Source organism: Amycolatopsis nigrescens CSC17Ta-90 (assembly GCF_000384315.1).
GTDB lineage: Bacteria > Actinomycetota > Actinomycetes > Mycobacteriales > Pseudonocardiaceae > Amycolatopsis > Amycolatopsis nigrescens.
Genome location: NZ_ARVW01000001.1, coordinates 6,382,117 through 6,405,020 on the forward strand (window position 1 = coordinate 6,382,117; position 22,904 = coordinate 6,405,020).

The 22,904-nt window shown below is 70.1% G+C and carries 16 protein-coding genes; 3 read left to right on the forward strand and 13 right to left on the reverse strand.

All coding sequences use genetic code 11. The features are described from left to right. Window positions 1-115: 115 nt before the first annotated feature. Together AMYNI_RS0130445 and AMYNI_RS0130450 are read left to right on the forward strand one after the other, a co-directional pair. On the forward strand, window positions 116-2,167 hold the full coding sequence (locus AMYNI_RS0130445; RefSeq protein WP_020671879.1) for an APC family permease: 2,052 nt from the start codon (window positions 116-118) through the stop codon (window positions 2,165-2,167). 5 nt (window positions 2,168-2,172) lie between these two features. Continuing rightward, window positions 2,173-3,378, forward strand: a complete 1,206-nt coding sequence (locus tag AMYNI_RS0130450) for a class I SAM-dependent RNA methyltransferase (RefSeq protein WP_026361140.1) — start codon at window positions 2,173-2,175, stop codon at window positions 3,376-3,378. An 85-nt stretch (window positions 3,379-3,463) separates the two neighbouring features. Here the strand turns inward: AMYNI_RS0130450 and AMYNI_RS0130455 are convergent, their stop codons facing one another. The 7 genes from AMYNI_RS0130455 to AMYNI_RS45640 form a co-directional block, all read right to left on the reverse strand. Beyond that, the gene (locus AMYNI_RS0130455; RefSeq protein WP_026361141.1) at window positions 3,464-4,117 is read right to left on the reverse strand and encodes a DUF4360 domain-containing protein; all 654 of its coding nucleotides are present in this window, start codon (window positions 4,115-4,117) and stop codon (window positions 3,464-3,466) included. 189 nt (window positions 4,118-4,306) lie between these two features. Next, complete coding sequence (locus tag AMYNI_RS0130460; protein WP_026361142.1) at window positions 4,307-4,933, reverse strand: DUF4360 domain-containing protein; 627 nt, start codon at window positions 4,931-4,933, stop codon at window positions 4,307-4,309. A gap of 320 nt (window positions 4,934-5,253) precedes the next feature. Continuing rightward, a complete protein-coding gene (locus AMYNI_RS0130465) occupies window positions 5,254-6,801 on the reverse strand; it encodes a GMC family oxidoreductase (protein WP_020671883.1) in 1,548 nt (515 codons plus the stop codon). After that, complete coding sequence (locus tag AMYNI_RS0130470) at window positions 6,798-8,330, reverse strand: APC family permease (protein WP_020671884.1); 1,533 nt, start codon at window positions 8,328-8,330, stop codon at window positions 6,798-6,800. Before AMYNI_RS0130470 ends, AMYNI_RS0130465 begins: the two co-directional genes overlap by 4 nt. Before the next feature lie 43 nt (window positions 8,331-8,373). After that, window positions 8,374-9,849, reverse strand: a complete 1,476-nt coding sequence (locus tag AMYNI_RS0130475; protein ID WP_020671885.1) for an aldehyde dehydrogenase family protein — start codon at window positions 9,847-9,849, stop codon at window positions 8,374-8,376. A gap of 59 nt (window positions 9,850-9,908) precedes the next feature. Beyond that, window positions 9,909-11,075 (reverse strand): acyltransferase family protein, encoded by a 1,167-nt coding sequence (locus AMYNI_RS0130480; RefSeq protein WP_020671886.1) that lies wholly within the window; start codon window positions 11,073-11,075, stop codon window positions 9,909-9,911. Beyond that, window positions 11,072-13,051: a glycosyltransferase family 2 protein gene (locus AMYNI_RS45640; RefSeq protein ID WP_157357514.1), complete on the reverse strand. Its 1,980-nt coding sequence runs from the start codon at window positions 13,049-13,051 to the stop codon at window positions 11,072-11,074. Before AMYNI_RS45640 ends, AMYNI_RS0130480 begins: the two co-directional genes overlap by 4 nt. 287 nt (window positions 13,052-13,338) lie before the next feature. On the opposite strand from AMYNI_RS45640, the gene dxs reads away from it, so the two are divergent. After that, window positions 13,339-15,255, forward strand: a complete 1,917-nt coding sequence (gene dxs, locus AMYNI_RS0130490; RefSeq protein ID WP_026361143.1) for a 1-deoxy-D-xylulose-5-phosphate synthase — start codon at window positions 13,339-13,341, stop codon at window positions 15,253-15,255. A 13-nt stretch (window positions 15,256-15,268) separates the two neighbouring features. On the opposite strand, the gene AMYNI_RS0130495 is transcribed toward dxs, so the two are convergent. The 6 genes from AMYNI_RS0130495 to speB all read right to left on the reverse strand — a co-directional run bounded on the left by AMYNI_RS0130495 (window position 15,269) and on the right by speB (window position 22,898). After that, window positions 15,269-16,780, reverse strand: a complete 1,512-nt coding sequence (locus AMYNI_RS0130495; protein ID WP_020671888.1) for a pyridoxal phosphate-dependent decarboxylase family protein — start codon at window positions 16,778-16,780, stop codon at window positions 15,269-15,271. A 3-nt stretch (window positions 16,781-16,783) separates the two neighbouring features. Next, entirely contained in the window at window positions 16,784-17,401 is a 618-nt protein-coding gene (locus AMYNI_RS0130500) for an AMP-binding protein (protein ID WP_020671889.1), read from the reverse strand. Next, a complete protein-coding gene (locus tag AMYNI_RS0130505; RefSeq protein WP_169515781.1) occupies window positions 17,401-18,342 on the reverse strand; it encodes a DMT family transporter in 942 nt (313 codons plus the stop codon). The genes AMYNI_RS0130500 and AMYNI_RS0130505 overlap by 1 nt, the downstream gene beginning before the upstream one ends. 560 nt (window positions 18,343-18,902) lie before the next feature. Then, window positions 18,903-20,306, reverse strand: coding sequence for an aminobutyraldehyde dehydrogenase (locus AMYNI_RS0130510; RefSeq protein ID WP_040406080.1), 1,404 nt, complete (start codon window positions 20,304-20,306; stop codon window positions 18,903-18,905). Between the two features lies 1 nt (window position 20,307). Further along, window positions 20,308-21,951 (reverse strand): thiamine pyrophosphate-binding protein, encoded by a 1,644-nt coding sequence (locus tag AMYNI_RS0130515; protein ID WP_020671892.1) that lies wholly within the window; start codon window positions 21,949-21,951, stop codon window positions 20,308-20,310. Beyond that, a complete protein-coding gene (gene speB / locus AMYNI_RS0130520; protein WP_026361145.1) occupies window positions 21,948-22,898 on the reverse strand; it encodes an agmatinase in 951 nt (316 codons plus the stop codon). The genes AMYNI_RS0130515 and speB overlap by 4 nt, the downstream gene beginning before the upstream one ends. Window positions 22,899-22,904: the final 6 nt, after the last annotated feature.

A 22,904-nucleotide genomic window follows, 5' to 3' on the forward strand; every position in this document is an offset into this window, starting at 1 on the left:
CCTCGTCTCCTCGGCCCGTCAATCGGCTATGGTCAAATCGGACGTCGCGGGGAGATTGTGATCCCGACATGCCAGCGCCGAACCTACCGTGCTCCCGTACCGTTACGCTGCTGCGGTGTCGAAGTTCGCGACCGCGGCCAAACGGCTGCTGCTCGGCCGCCCGTTCCGCAGCGACCGGCTGTCCCACACCCTGCTCCCCAAGCGCATCGCGCTGCCCATCTTCGCCTCCGACGCGCTCTCCAGTGTGGCCTACGCGCCGGAGGAAATCTTCCTCACCCTGAGCGTGGCCGGGCTGACCTCGTTCACCATGTCGCCGTGGATCGGTCTCGTGGTCGCCATCGTGATGCTGGCCGTGATCGCGAGCTACCGGCAGAACGTGCACGCCTACCCCAGCGGCGGCGGCGACTACGAGGTCGCCACGGTCAACCTTGGCAAGTCGGCCGGGCTCACCGTGGCCAGCGCGCTGCTGGTGGACTACGTGCTGACCGTCGCGGTGTCCATTTCGTCCGCCGCGGCGAACGTCGGCGCGCTGATCCCGTACGTCGCCGAGCACAAGGTGCTGTTCTGCGTCGGCGCGATCGTGCTGCTCACCGCGATGAACCTGCGCGGGCTGCGGGAGTCCGGCACCGCCTTCGCCATCCCGACCTACGCGTTCATGTTCGCCATGCTGGTCATGCTGATCGTCGGCTTCTACCGGATCGTGGTGGCCGGCGAAGACCTCCGCGCGGACAGCGCCGGCCTGGAGCTGATCACCGAGCCGGACAGCTTCACCGGGTTCGCGATGATCTTCCTGGTGCTGCGCGCGTTCACCCAGGGCTGCGCCGCGCTGACCGGGGTGGAGGCGATCAGCAACGGGGTGCCCGCCTTCCGCAAGCCGAAGTCGAAGAACGCGGCCACCACGCTGCTGCTGCTCGGCCTGCTCTCGGTGACCATGTTCCTCGGCATGATCCTGCTGGCCAGGTCCACCGGGGTGGTGCTGGCGGAGCACCCGGCTACCCAACTGCTCAACGCCCCTCCCGGCTACGTGCAGGACACCCTGATGGTGCAGCTGGCGCACACCATCTTCGACGGCTTCCCGGTCGGTTTCTTCTTCGTCACCACGGTCACCGCGCTGATCCTGGTGCTCGCCGCGAACACCGCGTTCAACGGCTTCCCGGTGCTCGGCTCGATACTGGCGCAGGACCGGTACCTGCCGCGCCAGCTGCACACCCGTGGTGACCGGCTGGCCTTCTCGAACGGCATCGTGTTCCTCGCCGCGTTCGCCATCGTGCTGGTGTTCGCCTTCGAGGCCGAGGTCACCAAGCTGATCCCGCTCTACACGGTGGGCGTCTTCGTCTCGTTCACGCTGAGCCAGACCGGCATGCTGCGGCACTGGAAGCGCAAGCTGGCCCAGGGGGAGCAGACCGGGCTGGACGCGGCGGGCCGCCGTCGGATCCGCCGCTCGCAGGCGATCAACGCCTTCGGCCTGGTGATGACCGCCAGCGTGCTGGTGATCGTGCTGATCACCAAGTTCAGCAAGGGCGCCTGGATCGCGATTGCCGCGATGGTGGCGATCTTCCTGCTGATGTCGGCCATCCGCAAGCACTACGACCGGGTTGCCGACGAGCTGCGGGAAACCGAGAACAAGCCGCCGATGTTGCCGTCGCGCAACCACGCGATCGTGCTGGTGTCCAAACTGCACCTGCCGACGCTGCGCGCGCTGGCCTATGCGAAGGCGGTGCGCCCGGACGTGCTGGAGGCGGTCACCGTGAACGTGGACGACGCGGAGACCAGGAAACTGGTGGCGGACTGGGACAAGCACAAGTTCAAGGTGCCGCTGAAGGTGGTCGAGTCGCCGTACCGGGAGATCACCAAGCCGGTGCTGGACTACGTGCGGCGGGTGCGCGGGGACAACCCGCGCAACGTGGTCACCGTGTTCATCCCGGAGTACGTGGTCGGCCGCTGGTGGGAACAGGTGCTGCACAACCAGAGCGCGTTGCGGCTCAAGGGCAGGCTGCTCTTCCAGCCGGGCGTGATGGTGACCAGCGTGCCGTGGCAGCTGGTCTCCTCCGAACGGGCGAAGGACCTGTCGGATCGCGGGGCGCGGCCGGCCGCCGGTGACGTGCGGCGCGGCATTTTCGACGATGTGCAAGGACAGGCTCCGACCACCAAAGAAAGCGGCAAGTGACCTCAGTGGACAGTTGGCTAGGCCGGAAACTGGAACTCGAAGTGGGTCCGGTGGCGCACGGCGGCCACTGTGTGTCCCGAGTGGACGGACGGGTGGTGTTCGTCCGGCACGCGCTGCCCGGCGAGCTGGTGCGCGCCGACGTCACCGAGGACAAGGGCGGCTCGTTCTGCCGGGCGGACGCGGTGGAGGTGCTGCGGCCAGCCGCCGAGCGGGTGACCCCGCCCTGCCCGCTCGCGGCGCCGGGGGAGTGCGGCGGCTGCGACTGGCAGCACGCGCGCCCGGAGTTCCAGCGCGAGCTCAAGGGGCGGGTGGTTGCCGAGCAGCTGAGCCGGCTGGCCGGGATCGAGCGCGAGGTGGAGGTCGAGGCGCTGCCGGGCGGGTCGCTCGGCTGGCGCAGCCGGGTGCGCGTGGTGGCCGGCGCCGACGGGAGGGCCGGGCTGCGCGCGCACCGCGGGCACCGGGTGATCCCGCTCGGCGAGACCGGCTGCGCGATCGCGGTGCCCGGCGCGCTGGACGACGTGCTCGCCAGGAAGTGGCGGCCGCGCCTCGAGGTCGAGGTGACCCTCGACGGCGCCGGTCGGACGCACCTGCGGGAGCTGGAGGTCGCCAGGGGCAAGACGAAGACCAGGGAGCTCAAGGGCGGCGTCGCGTTCGAGCGGGCCGCCGGCCGGGCTTGGCGGCTGCAGGCGCACGGGTTCTGGCAGGTGCACCCGGCCGCGGCGGAGACGCTGGCCGGCGTGGTCGGCGAATGGGCGCAGGCGCCGGCGGACGGGGTGGCCTGGGATCTCTACGCGGGAGTCGGGCTGTTCGCTTCGGTGCTCGCGGGGCAGGTCGGGACGGCGGGCTCGGTGCTCGCGGTGGAGTCCGGCAGGCGCGCGGTCACCGACGGGGAGCGGAACCTGGCCGATCTGCCGCAGGTGCGGTGGCTGGGCGGGCAGGTGGAGCACGTGCTGGCCGGCGCCGCCGATGCTTCGGCGCGGCCGGACGTGGTGGTGCTCGATCCGCCCCGCAAGGGCGCCGGCCGGGCGGTGGTGGAGACCATCGCGCGCGGCACCCCGGCGCGCGTGGTCTACGTGGCCTGCGACCCGGCCGCGCTGGCCAGGGATCTGGCCACCTTCGCCGGGCACGGCTACCGGCTGGCCGGGCTGCGGGCTTTCGACGCCTTCCCGATGACGCACCACGTCGAGTCCGTCGCACTGCTCACGTTGTGACCGGCGGTCCGATCGGAGCCGTGCGGGCATGACGCAGCGCCCGGCGGGGTAAGGCCGGGCGCCGCATTCCGTTCAGTTCGGCCGGTCAGGGCTTCGGCGGGCATGTCTTCCAGTGGAAGTGGTAGACGGTGCTGTAGTCGGTGTCCGTCGAGTCCATGGTGGCGAAGCTGGTCGTCTCCTTGGTGTTCGACGTGCCGGCGTCCACCCGCAGTTCGGTGTTGATGTTGAAGTTGCGTTCTTCACCGCAGGGCGCGTAGACCACCTGGTCGATCTCGAGCTTGTCGGTGGTCTGCCAGTTGTCGTCCTTCGGACCGTTGAACTTGTGGGAGATCGGGGTCGTCTGGGACATTCCCTGGAAGTAGTAGTTCGCCTTTTCCGTGAAGCTTGCCCCCTTTTGTATGTTGGCGTATCCGCGGTAGTCTGTCTGCGCGATCGCGTAGGTGAAACCTTGCGGGACATGCACGACCAGGCTGAGCTGGCAGTTCTTCCGCATGTCCGTGGGCTTGGCGCCGACACCGACCTGGGCGAGGTATTCGCTGTAGGTGACGGTGAACTTGGTGTTGTCGGTCGAGACGGCCACGGCCGCCGTGCCTTGCGGGCAGCCCGTTCCGTTGACCGTCACGACGTCGATGACGATCTTGTCGTTCGGTGGGTCGGGAAAATGCGGACCTTGTGCCGCGCTGGCCGGTGCGGTGACCGCGGAGAACGCCAAAAGGGCAGCAGCTATCGTAGTGAGCATTGAATTACCTCCGTGATTATGCCAACTGACGGCGCCGTTCCCATTCATCGGCGCCGCGGGGCCGAGGGGGTATCAACAAACATCTCAGCGAGGGCACAGCTGAGCTTAAAAAGCGCGGCGGCCGATCTTGTAGGTGAAGAGCGGTCGCCGCGCGTGTGCGGGTGAACTGAAGATCAGGAGATCAGGAGATCAGCTGCACTTCTTCCAGTGGAAGTGGTACTTGGTGCTGACCCCGCCATCCGTGGAGTCCATCGTCACGAAACTGCTGCTGTTCCCCGACGAGCCTGCGCTCACCCGCAGTTCGGTGTTGACGTTGAGGTTGCGTTCCTCGCCGCAGGGCGCGAAGACCAGGTGCGCGGTCTCCGTCTTGTCGGTGAACTGCCAGTTGTCGCTGTACGGCCCGCCGAACGGATGAGTGGAGCGCGTTGTCGGCGACGTGCCCTGGATGTAGTAGCTGGCCTGCTGCACGGCCTGCGCGCCCTTGGCCAGATGGGCGAAACCGCGGTAGTCCGCCTGCGAAACCGCGTAGGTGAAGCCCTGCGGAATGTGCAGCCGCAGGCCGAGCTGGCAGTTCTTGCGCAGGTCGGTGGGCTCGGAGCCTTCGCCTACCTGGGCGATGTAATCGCTGTAGGTCACCGTGAAGGCGGAGTTGTCGGTCGCGGTGGCGACCGCGGCCGTGCCGCGGGGGCAGCCCGAACCGTTGACCGTCACGACGTCGATGACGACCCGATCGGCGGGAGGGTCGGATTCCGCGGCGGCGGTTGGGGCGGTGAACATGGACAAGGCCATGCCGGCGGCGGCAATCATGGTTAGCATGGAGTTACCTTCCAATAAATGACAGAATGACGGCACGGACGATCGAATTGTTGATGGAGCGCGGAGCGCGTGCGGTGTGCGTTATACGGGCACCGGTGTGGGTGACAGGCGGGGCCCTGGCCTAACTCTCGTCCTCGTCCGCCAGCCGAACAAGCCAGGTATCGACGGGTAGGGATACGTATCTATTGGGGCGGTGAAACGTTTCTGCGGCCAACTGGCCGCAGGGCAGCACCGGTACACCCATAAATTACGTACAGCGACCACTCAACGTCGTGAGTGAAAAACGTTGCCAGGGCAACACTTTCCACTCACGACGTCGGTCAGGCGTCTTCGGTGAGCAGCTGTGCCGCCTTCTCGCCGATGGCCATGGTGGTGATGCACGGGTTGACCGCGACCAGGAACGGCATGGCCGAGCCGTCGGCCACCCGCAGGCCGTCCACCCCGCGCACCCGCAGCCTGGCGTCCAGTACCGCCAGCGGATCGTCGTCGCCGCCCATCTTCGCGGTGCACGAGGGGTGGTAGACGGTGTTGTGCGTCTTGCGCAGGTAGTCGGCGATCTCGTCGTCGCTGCGCACATCAGGGCCGGGCGCCAGCTCGGCACCGGCCCACTCGGCCATCGCCGGCTGGGCCACGATCTCGCGGGCCAGCTTCACCCCGTAGGTCATCACCCGCATGTCGTGCGGATCGGTGAAGTAGCGCGGATCCACCTTCGGCTTGTCCCGGAAGTCCCTGGTGCGCAGGCGGACCGTGCCGGTGGACCGGCTGCGGGTGACGTTCGGGGTGAGGCAGAACCCGTTCTCCGTGGTCGGGTAGCCGTGCCGCAGCGTGTTCAGGTCGAAGGGCACCGATCCGTAGTGGAACATCAGGTCCGGCCGGTCGAGTCCTGACTCGGTGCTGGTGAAGATGCCAATTTCCCACCATTGCGTGGAATTGGTGACCATCGGCCGTTTCGCGTCCCACTGGACCAGACCCTCCGGGTGGTCCTGCAGGTTCGCGCCGACCCCGGGGGAGTCCACCAGCACGTCCACGCCGACCTCGCGCAGATGCTCCGCCGGGCCGATCCCGGACAGCATCAGCAGCTTCGGCGTGTCGATCGCGCCGGAGCTGACGACCACCTCGCGGCGCGCCCTGATGGTCCTGCTGTGCAGCTGGTCTTCGGTCAGGTACGCCACGCCGGTGCAGCGTTTGCCGTCGAAGGTCAGCTTCTTCGCCCGCAGCCCGGTGCGGACGTCCAGATTGGGCCGTTCGCCGATGATCGGGTGCAGGTAGGAAACCGAAGCGGAGGACCGGGTGCCGTCCTCGCGGGCGTTGATCTGGAACCAGTTCGCGCCGTGCGTGACGGTCTTGCCGGAGTTGAACTCGGTACGGGGGATACCGGCCTGCTCGCAGGCGGCCAGCAGGGCGACCCCGGTCGGGTCGTTCGGCGGCACCGAGCGGATGGTCACCGGCCCGGACCGGCCGTGGTGCTCGCCGGGGCCGTCGTTGGTCTCCAGCCGCCGGTAGAGCGGGAAGATGTCCGCGCTCGACCAGCCGGGCAGGCCGAGGGCGGCCCACTCGTCCAGGTCCTCGGCCGGTGCCCAGAAGGCGATGCAGGAATTGTGCGAAGAGCAGCCGCCGAGCACCTTTGCCCTGGCGTGGCGCAGGAAGGAGTTGCCGGACTCCTGCGGCTCGACCAGGTAGTCCCAGTCGTAGCCGGACTCCAGCAGCGCCATCCAGCGGTCCAGCTCCAGAATCGCCGGATCGTCCACATCGGACGGACCGGCCTCCAGCAGGCAGACGGTGACCGCGGGGTCCTCCGACAACCTGGCCGCCACCACCGAACCGGCGGTGCCCCCGCCGACGACCACGTAGTCGTACTCTTCGCTCACTTCTCCTCCTCCATGACGGTTTCGACGGGCTTGGCGGCGTGGTCGGCCAGCACGCCCACCTTGTGTCGTTGCACGAACCAGTAGTAGGCGAACCCGCCGACCGCGAAGACCGCCACGAACAGCACCGAACTCCACTGCAGGTACCAGTGGAACGGCTCGGTCGCGTTGTAGATCTCCTTGCGCGGCCAGGCCAGGTTGATCGTCATCGCGACGCCCCACAGCACCGCCAGCACGTTCACCGGCAGGCCCCACCGGCCCAGCGAAAACCGCCCGGCTGGTGCGTTCTTCAGCGGCCACTGCCCGCGCACCCGCTTGACCAGCATCGGCACCGTGACCAGCAGGTAGGCCAGGTAGATCAGGATGATCGCCAGGCTGGTCACCGCGGAGAAGATCTGCGGCGAGTTGATGTTCACCACCAGCAGCGCGATCGCGATGACGCCGATGATGATCGCCGGCAGCACCGGGGTGCCGGTCTTCTGGCTCACCTTCGCCAGTTTCGACCCGGCGGGCAGCGCGTTGTCGCGGGCCATCGCGAAGGCGATCCGGATGGCCGCGGTGTGCACCGCCAGCACGCAGACCGTGATCGCGATGAACACGATGAACAGGAACATCCGGCCGATCGTGGAGCCGAGCGCGTCGGTGAGCACGAACTGCAGGCCGACCGTGCTCAGCTCGGGCGCGTTGATGTCCTTGACCGCCATCAGCGCGAACAGGATGATCAGCCCGCCGAGCAGGAAGGACGCGAGCAGCGCGCGCAGGATCGCCTTGGGCGCGTTGCGGTGCGGGTCCACCGACTCTTCGCCGAGTGACGCGGCCGTGTCGAAGCCGTACATCACGTAGGACGAGGCGATCGCGGCGATCAGGAACGCGCCGAGGTAGCCGGTGGAATGGTTAGCGCCGGTGCCCAGTGTTTCGGTGACCACCTCCGGGCCCCTGGTGAAGTGCGCGGCCAGGAAGATCACCAGCAGCACCGCGAAGATCAGCTCGATGGCCACCCCGGCGCTGTTGATCCTGGCCATCAGCTTCACCCCGAACGCGTTCACCAGCGTGGTGAACAGGATCAGCAGGCTGGCCAGCAGTACGCCGTTCGCCGCGTCGGAGGTCCCGCTCCCGTCCCCGATGAACTGGAAGAAACCGGAGATCTGCGGCAGGGTCCGCTGATACGCCAGCGCGGTGGCCGAAATGGACACAATGGACGCCAGCAGCATCATCCAGCCCGCCAGCCAGGCCACGTGCGGGTTGCTCAGCTTCTTCGCCCAGTTGTAGACCGAGCCGGCGACCGGGTAGTGCGCCGCCAGCTCGGCGAACGAGAGCGCCACCATGAGCTGGCCGCCGAAGACCAGCGGCCATGACCACCAGTAGGCCGGCCCGCCCTGGGACAGTCCCAGATAGGACAGCTGGAACACCCCGGTCAGCACCGAGATGTAGCTGATCCCGGCGGCGAAGGTGTGGAAGCTGCCCAGGGTGCGCTTGAGCTGGTTGGTATAGCCGAAATCGCTGAGTTCCTTGTCGCCCGACGCCGTGGTCAAAGGAGTTCCTCTCAGTATGGGGACCGGGATCTGACCTTCCTGCCTACTTCTCGCCGGAGAACCACCGCAGCGGACCGGGCCGCAGGTTCTGGTAGATGTGCTTCGCCTCCTGGTACTCCGCGAGCCCGGTCGGGCCGAGCTCGCGGCCGAACCCGGACTGCTTGTAGCCGCCCCATTCGGCCTGCGGCAGGTACGGGTGGAAGTCGTTGATCCAGATCGTGCCGTGCCGCAGCCGGTTGGCCACCCGCTGCGCCCTGGACGCGTCGTTGGTGAACACCGCGCCGGCAAGGCCGTAGTGGGTGTCGTTGGCGATCCGGACGGCGTCGTCCTCGTCGGTGAAGGTCTCCACGGTCAGCACCGGGCCGAAGGACTCTTCGCGCACTGCGGTGCTGCCCTGGCGCACGTCGTCCAGCACGGTCGGCAGGTAGAAGTAGCCGTCCTTGAACCGCTCGTCTGCCGGACGGCGGCCGCCGGTGCGCAGCACGGCACCTTCTTCGATCGCGGTGGCCACGTACTGCTCCACCTTTTCCCGGTGTGCGGCGGAGATCAGCGGCCCGGTCTCGGCGTCCGGGTCGAACGGCCCGCCCAGCCGGATCAGCTCGGCGCGGCGCACCACCTCGGCCACGAACTCGTCGTGGATCTCCCGCTGCACGATCAGCCGGGCGCCGGCCGAGCAGACCTGCCCGGAGTGCAGGAAGATCGCCGTGATCGCGTAGTCCACCGCGGTGTCGAAGTCGGCGTCGGCGAACACCACGTTGGGATTCTTGCCGCCCAGCTCCAACGCGACCTTCTTGACCGTGGCCGCGGCGGCGGCCGCGATCACCTTGCCGGTGGCAAGGCCGCCGGTGAACGAGACCAGGTCCACGTCCGGATGCTCGGACAGCGGCGCGCCGGCGGCGGGCCCCGCGCCGAGCACCAGGTTCGCCACCCCGGCCGGCACCCCGGCGTCGGTGAGCAGGCTCATCAGCAGCACGCAGGTGTGCGGGGTCAGCTCACTGGGCTTGAGCACGAAGGTGTTGCCCGCGGCCAGCGCCGGCGCCACCTTCCACACCGTCTGCAGCAGCGGGTAGTTCCACGGGGTGATCAGCCCGCAGACGCCGACCGGCTCGTAGACCACCCGGCTGAACGCGTCCGGGTTGCCGGTGTCCACCACCCGGCCGGCGTCCTGTCCGGCCAGCTTCCCGAAGTAGCGGAAGCAGGCCGCGATGTCGTCCATGTCGTATTCGCTTTCCACCAGCCTCTTGCCGGTGTCCAGCGACTCCGCGCGCGCGAAGGTGTCCTTGCGCTGCTCCAGCAGTTCCGCGGCGCGCAGCAGGATGTCGCCGCGCTCGGGGGCCGGGGTGGACGGCCACGGGCCGGTGTCGAAAGCGGCCCGTGCAGCTGCGATCGCCGCTTCGGTGTCCTCCCTCGTGCCCTCCGCGACCTCCGCCACCAGTGAACCGTCCGCGGGGCACCGGATCTCCCGTGTCCCGCCGGCCCGCGCGCCGACCCATTGCCCGCCGATGAAGAAGTCCGCCATCTACCCCGCTCCAGTTTGGACACTGTGCACCCTCGAGCGCACCTTCTGAAGCGGGGATCTTACGCGCTCGCGCGCGCGACGCCGGTTTCGTAGTAATCCCGCGCACGTCCGTTCGAGTCGAACGCGGCGGCGATCTTCATCCCGGTCTTCTCGATCGCCTGGTAGCTCAGCAGGGCGACCGGGATGGCCACCACCAGCAGCAGCACCGCGGTCACCCCGAAGGCGGACGCGGTCGAGCCCGACGGCAGCAGGCCGATGCCGTCCAGCGCGCGCAGCACCGGCTCGTGCCACAGGTACAGGCTGTAGCTGGCCAGGCCGACGGTGACCAGCGGCCGCCAGCTCAGGAACCTCGGGGCGGGCACCGGGCTCAGCGTGGTGCTGGCGATCACCAGCGCGCAGCCGGCCGCGACCACGGTGTTCACGAACACGGCGGGCTCGTCGCCGGGCGGCCTGGTGGCGTGGGCAAGCACGATCACCGTCGCGCCGAGCAGCGCCGAGCCCGCCCGCCACCAGCGGGTGGTGAGCTGCACCCCGGCCGCGGCGGCCACCGCCATCAGCAGCCCGATCGCGAACAGATCGAGCTTCGCCAGCGGACCGAACCAGGTGGACCAGGACGTGACGGGCCGGTCCCAGACATAACGGGCGAGCACCTTGAAGCCGAGGCTGATCACCAGCAGCGTGCCGGCGCCGCCGATCAGGACGGCCAGCTTCGCGGCCCGGCCGGTGAGCCTGCCGCAGACCCGGTACGCGACCGCGCCGAGAACGGCCAGCAGCAGGTAGAAGTGCATCTCGTCGGCCAGCGACCAGGCCGGCCCGTTCGTCCAGAAGATGTAGTCGTCGCTGTAGACGTGGGTGAAACTCAGGTGCAGCAGCAGATCCTGCCAGTGCCCCGGCAGTTCCGGGTTGGTCACGCACCACACCACGAACACCACGATGAAGTACGCCGGCACCAGTCGGGAGACGCGCTTGATCAGGAACGCCCTTGCCGGCCGCGGTGACGACAGGCCCAGCGCGGCACGGGCCACCGGCAGGCCGAGCAGCAGCCCGGACAGCACGAAGAACATGGCCACGAACATGTCCGTGCCCATCATCAGCTCGTGCCAGATGGTGCCTTCCAGCGGCCAGTGGCGGCCGCGGCTGAACTGGTAGGCGTGGAAGGTGGCGACCGCGATCGCGGCCAGCGCCCGGTAGACGTCGAGCTGGTAGCGCTGCTTGGCCTCGGTCACGCCCGCTCACCAGCCCGCTGCGGCACCTGCCTCGGCGTGATCGCCCACTTGCGCTCGCCGGTGAGCTCCTTGACCTGCGCGACCCTGGCCACGTGGTTCTTGAACTCGGTGTAGAACACCGTGGAGATCAGCAGGTACACCCGGAACCAGCCGGGATGACGGCGGATCTCGGGCGCGGCCAGCCGCCAGGCGAACAGCACCTGGGCCGGTCCGGACGACAGGGTGTAGAGCGTGCACAGCACGAAGACGGGGACCAGCCAGTCGGTCCGGCCGAGCCCGCCGTCGCGCCAGGCGATGAACCCGATCACCGGCAGCATCTGGATCGCGATCCACGGGTAGATCTCGCGCCAGCCGAGCAGGAAGGTGAGCCCCAGCTTGTTGCGCGGGGTCAGCTCCTCCGACCGCAGCGCGGTCCGCAGATGCCGGCGGGACACCTGGAACCAGCCCTGCGCCCAGCGCACCCGCTGCTTCCACAGCGCGGAGAGGGTGGCCGGGGCGAGTTCCCTGGACAGCAGCCCGGGGTCGTTCACCACCGTGCGGCCCGACAGCAGCACCCTGATCGAGGAGTCGATGTCCTCGGTCAGCATCTCGCCGCGCATCCGGGTCTCGTGCAGCACCTGGGTGCGCCAGAAGCCGTTGGAGCCACCGAAAAGCCCGAACCCGTGCAGTTTCGCGCGGCCGGGGTGGTTCACCGCGTAGATGGACTCGAACTCCACCGCGACCATCCTGGACACCCAGGACGCGTCCCCGTTGCGGATCACGCAGTGGCCCTGCACCACGTCGGCGCCGTGGGAGAGCCAGCGCCACGCCCGGCCGAACGCGTCACGGGCCGGGTGGTGGTCCGCGTCGAACACGCCGACGAACTCGCCGGTGACGATCTCCAGTGCCGCGTTCACGTTCTGCGCCTTGGAGGTGGAGTACGGCACCTTCATCACCACCAGCCGGGAATCGGTGGCGGCCAGCGCGCGCAGGTCGTCCTCCACCGGCATCGGCTTCGGCGTGTTGTAGGCCAGGATCACCTGCAGCGGCCCGTCGTACTCCTGCTCCAGGAAGGACCGCAGGGTGTCCACGATGGTGGCCGCCTCGTTCGGCAGGTAGGCCGGGATGATCGCGGAGGCGGCCGGTTCCGGCGCGGCCGGCTGCGCCGGCGGGCGTTCCGGGTCCAGCGCGTAGAAGTTCTCCACCCAGATGATCAGCGCGGTGATCACCAGCGACGCGGTCACCACCAGGTAGGCGGTGGTGCCGAGGTCGATCCCGGCGCGGTGCGCCAGCACCAGCCCGGCGAACGGCGCGAGCACGCCGATCACCAGGGTGGCCAGCGACTGCAGGGTGGTGCGCAGCGGCCCGCCGGACCGGCGCGCGGCGCGCTGCCGCTCGCCGGAGTTCCACTTGCGCGGGATCAGGTCCACCTGCCCGGTGGCCAGCTCCACCGCCTCGGTAGCGCGGGCGACCAGGGTGGCGGGGTCCATGCTGATCGGCCGGTCCGCCGCGTCCGCCCAGCCGATCACCGGGGTGATCGTCAGGTGCTCGTCGCCGAGCTGCACCGGCAGCCTGGCCAGCCGGGTGGCGATGCTCTCCAGCCTGGCGCGGACCTGCCATTCGGCGGCCCCGCGCAGGGTGAGGATCACGCCGCCATGATCGTCGGGCGTGATCCGTTCCTGTTCGGACAACTCGGTGCGCAGGATCCAGGCGACCTGCTCCAGCACCCGGTCCACCCCGCGGCGGCCGAAGCGGGACTCGATCCTGGGCGCCTCCACGAACCGCACCACGGCCACGTTCGGCGGGCGTCTCCTGGCGGCCGGTCTGCTCAGCACCCGCAGCGTGTGCTGGTGCCAGTGCTCGTTTTCGGCGAAGGCCGACGGCGCGGGTCTCGCCATCGGGATGATGCTGGTCTCGTCCTTGGCGCCGTTGCCGTGGAGCTCGCCGGGTCGGGATTCTCGAGTGCTGATTTCGATCGACGGCTGAATGAACGGCACGTTCGGCGACACCCCCGGTTAGTCGGTAATCCGTCCGGGCGTCACGCTACGAGGGGTGAGTGCAGGGTTGGCTAGAGTCACACCTTCAAGTGAGACAGGCTTCACATACTATCGGATTGGCGTGTTTATTTCTAACGGTTGAACGCTGTGTGACCAACGCATGCGCCGCCGCCATGGCCTGGCCGAGCATGCGCCCCGCCGTCCGGCCGGACTTGCTGCTCCGTAGACTGGTCCGCTGCTCCGTAGACTGTGCGAGTGATCGGCGTGGCGACCAGGCGAGGTGGAGTGTGACGTTGCTGGATTCGGTACGGGGACCGGCCGACCTGAAGCGAATGGATCAGGATCAGCTGCCCCTGCTGGCCGACGAGATCCGCGACTTTCTGGTCGAGAAGGTGCGCCTGGCCGGCGGGCACCTCGGCCCGAACCTCGGCGTGGTCGAGCTGACCATCGCGCTGCACCGGGTGTTCTCCTCCCCGCAGGACCCGATCCTCTGGGACGTCGGGCACCAGAGCTACGTGCACAAGATCATCACCGGCCGGCACCACGAGTTCGACAAGCTGCGCCAGCTCGGCGGCGTCACCGGTTACCCGGCTCGCGCGGAGAGCGAGCACGACTTCGTGGAGAACAGCCACGCCTCCACCGCGCTGTCCTATGCGGACGGGCTGTCCAAGGCCTTTCAGCTCTCCGGCGGCGGACGGCACGCCGTCGCGGTCGTCGGCGACGGCGCGCTCACCGGCGGCATGTGCTGGGAGGCGCTGAACAACATCGCCGCCGAGCCGGGCCGCCCGGTGGTCATCGTGGTCAACGACAACGGCCGCTCGTACTCGCCGACCATCGGCGGTCTCGCCGACCACCTCGCTTCGCTGCGCCTCCAGCCCGGCTACGAGCGGCTGCTCGACGGTGGCCGCGAACTGCTCCAGCACACCCCCGTGGTGGGCAAGCCGCTCTACGCCGCGCTGCACGCCGCGAAGGCGGGCATCAAGGACGCGCTCAGCCCGCAGATGATGTTCTCCGACCTCGGCCTGAAGTACCTCGGCCCGGTGGACGGCCACGACTTCGTCGCGCTGGAGAAGGCGCTGCACAGCGCGAAGGCGTTCGGCGGCCCGGTCATCGTGCACGCGGTCACCGAGAAGGGCCACGGTTACCCGCCCGCGGTGAACCACGAGGCCGACCAGATGCACCAGACCGACCCGATCGACCCGGACACCGGGCTGCCCAAGCCGAAGAAGGGGCTGAGCTGGACCGCGGTCTTCGGCGAAGAGCTGGCCAGGCTCGGCGACGAGCGCACGGACCTGGTCGCGATCACCGCGGCCATGCTGCGCTCCACCGGGCTGCACAAGTTCGCCGAGGCGCACCCGGACCGCTGGTTCGACGTCGGCATCGCCGAGCAGCACGCGGTCACCTCCGCGGCCGGGCTCGCGATGGGCGGTATGCACCCGGTGGTGGCGGTCTACTCGACCTTCCTCAACCGCGCCTTCGACCAGCTGCTGATGGACGTGGCGCTGCACCGGCAGCCGGTCACCCTGGTGCTCGACCGGGCCGGCATCACCGGCCCGGACGGCCCAAGCCACCACGGCATGTGGGACCTGTCGTTGCTCGGCATGGTGCCCGGCATCCGGGTGGCCGCGCCGCGCGACGCGGAGACCGTGCGCGAGGAGCTGCGGGAGGCGGTGGCCATCTCGGACGGCCCGAGCGTGCTGCGGTTCTCCAAGGGCACCGTGGTCGAGTCCGTGCCGGCGCTGGAGCGGATCGGCGACGTGGACGTGCTGCACCGGCCGCGCGCCGGGGTGGAGCCGGACGTGCTGCTGGTCGCGGTGGGCGCCTTCGCGCCGCTGGGCCTCGCCGCCGCGGACCGGCTCGCCGACCAGGGCATCGGGGTGACCGTGGTGGACCCGCGTTGGGTGCTGCCGGTGCCCGCGGAGCTGGTCGAGCTGGCCGGCCGGCATCGGCTCGTGGTCACCGTCGAGGACAGCGGGCGGCACGGCGGCTTCGGCTCGGCGCTGGCCGCCGCGCTCCGCGACGCCGACTGCGACGTCCCGTTGCGCGATCTCGCGGTGCCGCAGCGGTTTCTGGCGCACGGTTCGCGCGAGGAGGTGCTCGCCGGGATCGGCCTTACCGCACAGGACGTGGCGCGGCGGGTCACCGGCTGGGCGGCCGGCCTGATCGGCGAACCCCAGCGCGAGCCCAGCTCCACCGAAAGCTGAGCTCGCGCCGGTCTCAGGCCAGCACGGCCGGTAGCGGGTCGGCGGTCAGCAGCCGTTCACCCGCTTGCGCCACCGAGTCGAGCAGGGCGTCGAGGTCGCGTTCGGTGGTGTGCGGGTTGAGCAGGGTGAGTTTCAGCCACACCTCGCCGTCGAACTCGGTCCGCCCGATCACCGCGGTCCCGGTGCGCAGGAGGTCGCGCCGCAGCTCCGAGTTCAGCCGGTTGCGCTCGGCGGTGTCGGTGGCGTGCACGGGCGTGGAGAACTGGAACAGCACGGTGCTCAGGGTCGGTGTGCTGTGCAGCTTCAGCCGCGGGCGCAGCCGAACTTCCGACGCGGCGTAGCGGGCGAGTTCGTGGCAGCGCTCGACCAGCCGGCCCAGCCCTTCGGTGCCCAGCGCGCGCAGGGTGACGGCCAGCTTGAACACGTCGGGCCGCCGGGTGGTGCGCAGTGAATGTCCCAGCAGGCTGGGGTAACCGGCGTCGTGGTCGTCGTCGCTGATCAGGTACTCCACCCGGCGGTCGATCACCGAGAACCGCGCGGCGTCCCGGCTGAGAAACACCCCGGCGGCCACCGGGAGCCAGCCGAGCTTGTGCAGGTCCAGCCCGATGGAGTCGGCTTCCGCGATGCCGCGCAGCAGTGGCCGCAGCCGGTCGGAGAACAGCGCGCCGCCGCCGAAGGCCGCGTCCACATGGAACCAGACCTCGTTTTCCCTTGCGATGACGGCGATTTCCGGCAGCGGGTCGATGGCGCCGAGGTCGGTGGTGCCCGCGGTGGCGACGATCGCCATCGGCAGCCGGCCCTCGCCCACCGCCGCCGCGATCGCGCGGCGCAGCTCGTCCGGGCGCATCCGGTGCAGCTCGTCGGTGGGCACCGGCACCACGCAGTCCTCCCCGAGGCCGAGGAAACCCGCGTTGCGCGCCACCGAGAAGTGCGCCGAAGCCGAGCAGAACACCGCGGGCCTGGCGTCGGCCGGTACCCCGCTGCGGCTGGCGTCGACGTTCCGGTGCGCGCGCAGGGCGTGGTCGCGCGCGAAGAGCAGCCCCATCAGGTTGGACTCGGTGCCGCCACTGGTCACCACCCCGTCCGCGGCCGGTCCCCGGTAGCCGGCCAGCCCGGCCAGCGCCCGGATGACCAGCGGCTCCATCGCGGACGCCGCGGGCGACTGGTCCCAGGAGTCCAGCGACTGGTTCAGGGTGGCGGCGGCGAGCTCGGCGGCGACGGCAACGGCCAGCGGCGGGCAGTGCAGGTGCGCCGCGCAGGCCGGGTCCGCCGGGTCGGCCGCGCCGCGGGCGAGCAGCTCGGTGAGCGTGCGCAGCGCCTCGGTCGCGCCGGTTCCGGTGCCGGGCGCCGGGTCGCCGAGCGTGCGGCGGACCAGCGCGTCCATCTCGGCCGGGGTGCCGGCCGGGATCGGGCCGCCGCGGGTGGCGGCGCCCTTGGCCAGCGCGTCGACGACCACGGTCAGCAGTGGGTGCAGGTTCTCGTGCGGGCCGCTGATCCCGCCGGCGAGTGCGAAAGGTGACGTCACGGGTCAAACTCCAATCGGGGTGAGCTGGTGGTGCGGGGTCCGCAGGCAGCCGCCGCGGTAGGTGCAGGTCAGTACCGTGTCCACGAACACGCCGGCCGCGGTGTGCGCGCCACCGGCGTCCAAAAAGGACTCCTGGCGCGGGCTGGGCACGTGCCGGGTGCGCTCGCGCAGCTCGGCGAGCAGCTCCGCGGCGGACCAGGACCGGCGGCCGCCGTCGCGTTCCAGCACCACCAGGCAGTCGGCCGAGCGCGGCCCGAGCGGCATCGCCTGCGGGCGCACCACCACCTCGGTGCCGGCGAGCGAGGCGTCGCGGCACACCCCGAAGGACAGCCGGTAGCGGGCCCCGTTGGCGCGGGCCACCTCGTGCGGGTCGAGGCCGTGCGCGGACAGCACCACCTGCGCGTCCACCGCCCACAGCGCGAAAACGGCGCACAGCGCGGTGAAATGGGTCCGCGCGTCGACCAGTACGGCGTGGCCGCCGTCGATGCGGTGCGCGCGGAAGGTGTGCGCGAGCTCGTCGACCTGGCGCCCGAGGGCCCGGTAGGTGATGTCCTGTTGTGCCTTGAGCCAGACGGCGTCCTGGTCGCCGTGGCCGATCAACTCCCGGAGAAACGACTCCATCAGCCGACTTCCTTCTTCTTGTGCGTTGATTGGTGGATCCCGATGCCGAGACTCAGGCCGATGACGGCCAGCGCGATGCCGGCCACCTCGACCGGCGGCGGGGCGGTGCCGGCGTGCAGGAAGATGTAGGTCAGCGACGCGATGGTCTCGAAGACCATCAGCTGGCCCAGCAGCGAAACGGAAAGGCCGCGGGAGGCGCGGTTCCAGAACACCGTGCCGAGCCAGGACACCGCCAGGCCCAGTACCAGCGCACCCGCGGCGAGCCCGGCCAGCTGGCCGCCCGGCGCGCTCAGGTCGAGCACGAACGGCGCGGTGACCGCGGCCGGGACCAGCGTGGCGACGCCGAGCATCGCCGACCAGTCGGCCGCCGACACCTGCGGGTTGCGGTTCAGGAAGCGGGCGTTCGCCACCGCGAACCAGGTCCACATGGCCAGTGCGGCGATCGCGCAGCCGACCCCGAGCAGCTGCCCGGCCGGCCCGTGCGAACCGACCTCCCGCCAGTCGATCTCGGTGAGGTTGACCAGCAGCACCCCGGACAGGATCAGCGTGATCGGCACCGCGAGCCGCCGCACCGGCAGCTCCTCGCTGCCGCCGCAGACGGTCACCGTGACCGGCAGGATGCCGATGATCACCGCCACCACCGGCCCGCCGACGAACTTGACGCCGAGCACCACGAACACGTAGTAGGCGAACTCACCGACCGCGCCGAGCAGCAGGCACTGGCCGAGCACCCGCGGGCCGTAACCGGCCACCAGTGACAACCTGCCGCGTGCGGCGAGGATGAGCAGGGAGACCAGCCCGTAGGCCAGGAACCGGCTCGCGGCGATCGTCATCGCGCCGAAACCGGGCAGCAGCAAGGGAACGAACACGTCCAGGCCCCACAGCAGGCAGGCCAGGACGGCGAACGTCGCACCGCGGAGGGTGGCGGTACCGGGGGGCACGGTCAGCACGGGGGCCCGGCCACGGCGAGCAGGCGCATCTGTTCGTCACCCTTTCGAAGGCAGGTCGAATACGCCCGGTGGGTGGCCGGGCATTGTTTCGGAGATTCTGCTGCCGAATGGCTTTTCGGAGACGGAGGCTGGTGCTGCGGGTAATCGCTGCGAAATTGACCGTAACACCGGCGCAATCTCGTTTACAACGACGACGGTACCCCGTTCTCCGATGCTGAGAACGTGCGGTGGCGCGCCCGGATCGGGGCGGGTTTTCTGTTGGTAAAGGACTGCTGCTCGCGGTTCAGTGCCGTTTTACCCGCGCCATGGCTGCGGTTTGGCCTGTGTCAGCGGAAGTAAAGCGTTCTCTCGGAAGCGGGGGTTCGCGGAGTGAACAGGACCACTTCCGGGAAGATCTTAACATCAAATGAACGCCGGAATCTGGCGCTTGTCGACGAAACTCTGCCGACGCGCCGGTGAATGTCAGCAATGCGCGCGCGGGCGTCATTAGATTAGTTTGCTTAACGCATTGGTCAGCTTTTCGGCCTGTTCCGTCAGAATTGCCGGCGCCGCTACTCGAACCGGGTCATCACGTGCTTGACCCTGGTGTACTCGGCGAGCGAATACGCGGACAGGTCCTTGCCGTGGCCGGAGTGCCCGAACCCGCCGTGCGGCATCTCGGCGACCAGCGGGCCGTGCGTGTTGACCCACACGCAACCGAAGTCCAGCTCCGCGGAGACCCGCACCGCGCGGGAGTGGTCCCTGGTCCACACCGACGACGCGAGGCCATACGGCACGCCGTTGGCCAGCGCGAGCGCTTCGGCCTCGTCGGCGAACTTCTGCACGGTGACCACCGGGCCGAAGATCTCCTCCCGCACGATCTCGTCGGACTGGCGCAGGTGCGAGATCACGGTGGGGGAGAAGTAGAACCCGTGGTCGCCGGCGCGCGTGCCGCCGGTCCGCACCCTGGCGTGCGCGGGCAGCCGCTCGACAAGGCCGCGGACCCGGTCGAGCTGGGCCGCGCTGTTCAGCGGCCCGAAGTCGGTGCCGGGCCGGTACCGCGCGGCTTGTGCGGACAGCTCGGCGACCAGGTCGTCGTGGATCGACTCGTGCACCAGCACCCGGCTGCCCGCGGTGCAGTCCTGCCCGGCGTTGTAGAAGGCCGCGCCGAGTATCCCGGCCGCGGTGTCCGCCGGGTCGGTGTCCTGGAACACCAGCAGCGGCGCGTTGCCGCCGAGCTCCAGGTGGGTCCGCTTGAGGTCGGCCGCGGCCACCGTGGCCACGTCGATGCCGGCCCTGGTGGAACCGGTTATCGAGACCAGCTCGGTGATCGGGTGCCGGACCAGCGCCCTGCCGGTCTCGCGATCCCCGCACAGCACGTTGAACACGCCGGGCGGCAGGAACTCCGCGGCCGTCTTCGCCAGCAGCACCGCGCTGCTCGGGGTGGTCTCGGCGGGCTTGAGCACCACGGTGTTCCCGGCGGCCAGCGCGGGCGCGATCTTCCAGATCGCCATCATCAGCGGATAGTTCCACGGCGCGATCTGCGCGCAGACCCCGATCGGTTCGCGCCGGATGACCGAAGTGTGCCCCGGCGCGTACTCTCCGGCGGCGCTGCCTTCGGGCAACCTGGCGGCACCGGCGAAAAACCGCAGCGCGCTCACGCTTTCCGGGATCTCCTCGGCCAGCACCACCTGGCGGATCTTGCCGGTCTCGCGCACTTCGGCATCGGCGAACTCGTCGGCCCGGCGTTCCAGCGCGTCCGCGATTCCGAGCAGGGCCTGCTGGCGCTGCGCGGGCGTGCTCCGCCGCCAGCCTGCGAACGCCCGCTCCGCCGCGGTCAGTGCAGCGTCCACATCAGACTGTCCGGAAAGGACGCTGGTGCCGAAGACCTCGCCGGTGCGGGGGTCGGTTAGGTCCAGGGTCCGCCCGCTCACGGCCGGTGTCTCCTTGCCGTCGACGAAGTTTCCTACAGTCACGTCAGTTCTCCAGATGGGTAGGGGCGAACATGCGCAGCAAAGCGGGCAGGACCACCACGCTGGGCCCCGGTGCGCGCAGGGCCGCGGCCAGGTCGGCGCCGATATCGTCCACAGAGGACAGTTTAGCGTCGATGCCGAAAGCCTTGGCCAGTGCCACGAAGTCCGGCCTGGCCAGCTCGGTGGCGGTGGTGTGGCCGAAGGCGCCGGTGAGGTACTCGCGCAGGATGCCGTAACCGCCGTCGTCCACGATCAGCCAGGTGACGTCCAGCCCGTGCTGCACGGCGGTGGCCAGCTCGCCGAGGCCGTACATCGCGCCACCGTCCCCGGACACCGCGAGCACCGGCCCGCCGGTGGCGGCCGCCGCGCCGAGCGCGCCGGGCAGGCCGTAGCCGAGCCCGCCGGCACCCTGCGCGGTGTGCATCGGCGCGCCGTCGGCGTTCCAGGCCGACCAGGCCCAGTAGCCGAGGATGGTCATGTCCCAGAAGCTGGGCGTGCCCGGCGGCAGCGCGGCCCGGACGTCGGCCAGTACGCGCTGCTCCAGGTCGAGGGACTGCCCGGCCAGCCTCGCGCGCACCTTCGCCAGCAGCTCGGCGACCGCCGCTTCAGCCTTCCCGTCGGCCGCGCGGGCGGTGACCCCGGCCGCCAGCTCGGCCAGTGCGAGCCTGGCATCGGCGTGGATACCGAGCGCCGGATGGTTCGACTCCAGCTTGCCGGGGTCCGCCTCGATCTGGATCACCCTGCCGCGCGGCGCGAACCGGTGGTAGTTGCTGGACAGCTCGCCGAGCCCGGAACCGGCCACCAGCAGCACGTCGGCGCCGGCCAGGAACTCGGTGCTGTGCCAGTCCTCCAGCCAGCCCTGCCCGGACAGCGGATGGTCCCAGCCGAACGCGCCCTTGCCGCCGAAGGTGCACAGCACCGGCGCCCGCAGCGCTTCGGCCAGCGCGCGCAGCTCGGCGCCGGCGCCCGCCCTGGCCACCCCGCCGCCGGCCAGGATCACCGGGTTCACCGCTCCGTCGAGCAGCCGCACCGCCTCCGCCACCAGATCCGGCAACGGCTTCAGCGGCGCGGGCGCGGCGGGCACCGACCTGATCGCCGGCAGCGCGACCGGGGCGAGCAGCACGTCCTGCGGGATCTCCACCCAAACCGGGCCGTACGGTGCGGTCGCCGCGCTCTCCCAGGCGGCCCGCAGCGCGGTGGGGATCTGGCTCGCCGTGCGGGCGAGATGCACCGACTTCACCACGTCGCGGAAACTGGCCTGCTGGTCGGGCAGCTCGTGCAGGTAGCCGTGCCGACCGCCGCCGAGCCCGGCCGCCGGGACCTGGCTGGAGATGCCGAGCACCGGCACCGACGCGGCCATGGACTCCTGCAGCGAGGACAGGGTGAGCAGCGCGCCAGGACCGGTGGAGACGATCATCGGGGTGACCGGCACCGGACCGGTCGGATCGAGGCCAAGCCTGGCGCGGGCGTGGCCGTCCGCGGCGAAGGCCAGGTTGTTCTCCACCCGCGCGCTCACCAGGCGCAGGCCGGGAGCCCTGCGCAGGGCCTCGAACAGGCCGAGCGCGTGCTGGCCTGGCAGGCCGAACACGGTGTCCGCGCCGAGCGCGCGCAGGGTTTCCACGACCAGGTCGCCGCCGATCCGGCTCATCGGGCAGTACCGAGGCTGAGCAGGCTCACCAGGTCGTAGGCCACGTGCGACGCGGCGATGGCGGTGATCTCGGCGTGGTCGTAGGCGGGCGCCAGTTCCACCACGTCCGCGCCGATCAGGTTGCAGCCCGCCAGTCCGCGCAGGATCTCCAGCAGCTCACGGCTGGTCATGCCGCCCGCCTCCGGGGTTCCGGTGCCGGGCGCGTGCGCCGGGTCGAGCACGTCGATGTCCACCGAGACGTACAGCGGCCGGTCGCCGATCCGCTGGCGCAGCGCGTCCACCGTCTCGGCGACCCCGCGCCGCAGCACGTCCCCGGAGGTCACGATGCCGAAGCCGAGCCGCCGGTCCTCCTCGAGGTCGCGCTTGCCGTAGAGCGGGCCGCGGGTGCCGACGTGGGAAAGCGCGCTGGTGTCCAGGATTCCCTCCTCGGAGGCCCGCCGGAACGGGGTGCCGTGCGTGTACGGCTCGCCGAAGTAGGTGTCCCAGGTGTCCAGATGCGCGTCGAAGTGCAGCAGCGCGACCGGCCCGTGCCGGTTCGCCGCCGCCCGCAGCAGCGGCAGCGCGATGGTGTGGTCACCGCCGACGGTGACCAGCCTGGTGCCGTCCGCGGTGAGCGACTCCGCCTCCTGCTGCAGGGTTTCGATCGCTTCGCCGATGTTGAACGGGTTCACTGCGATGTCGCCGGCGTCCACCACCTGCTTGGTGGCGAACGGCGAGACGTCCAGTTCGGGGTGGTAGGGCCGCAGCAGCCGGCTCGCCTCGCGGACCGCGGCCGGGCCGAACCGGGCGCCGGGGCGGTAGGAGACCCCGGCGTCGAAGGGCACGCCGACCACCGCCACGTCCGCGCGCTCGACCTGGTCCGCCCTCGGCAGCCTGGCGAAGGTGGCGAACCCGGCGAACCGGGGCACCTTCGACGAATCCACCGGGCCAACGGGCTGCTCGCTCAAAATCCG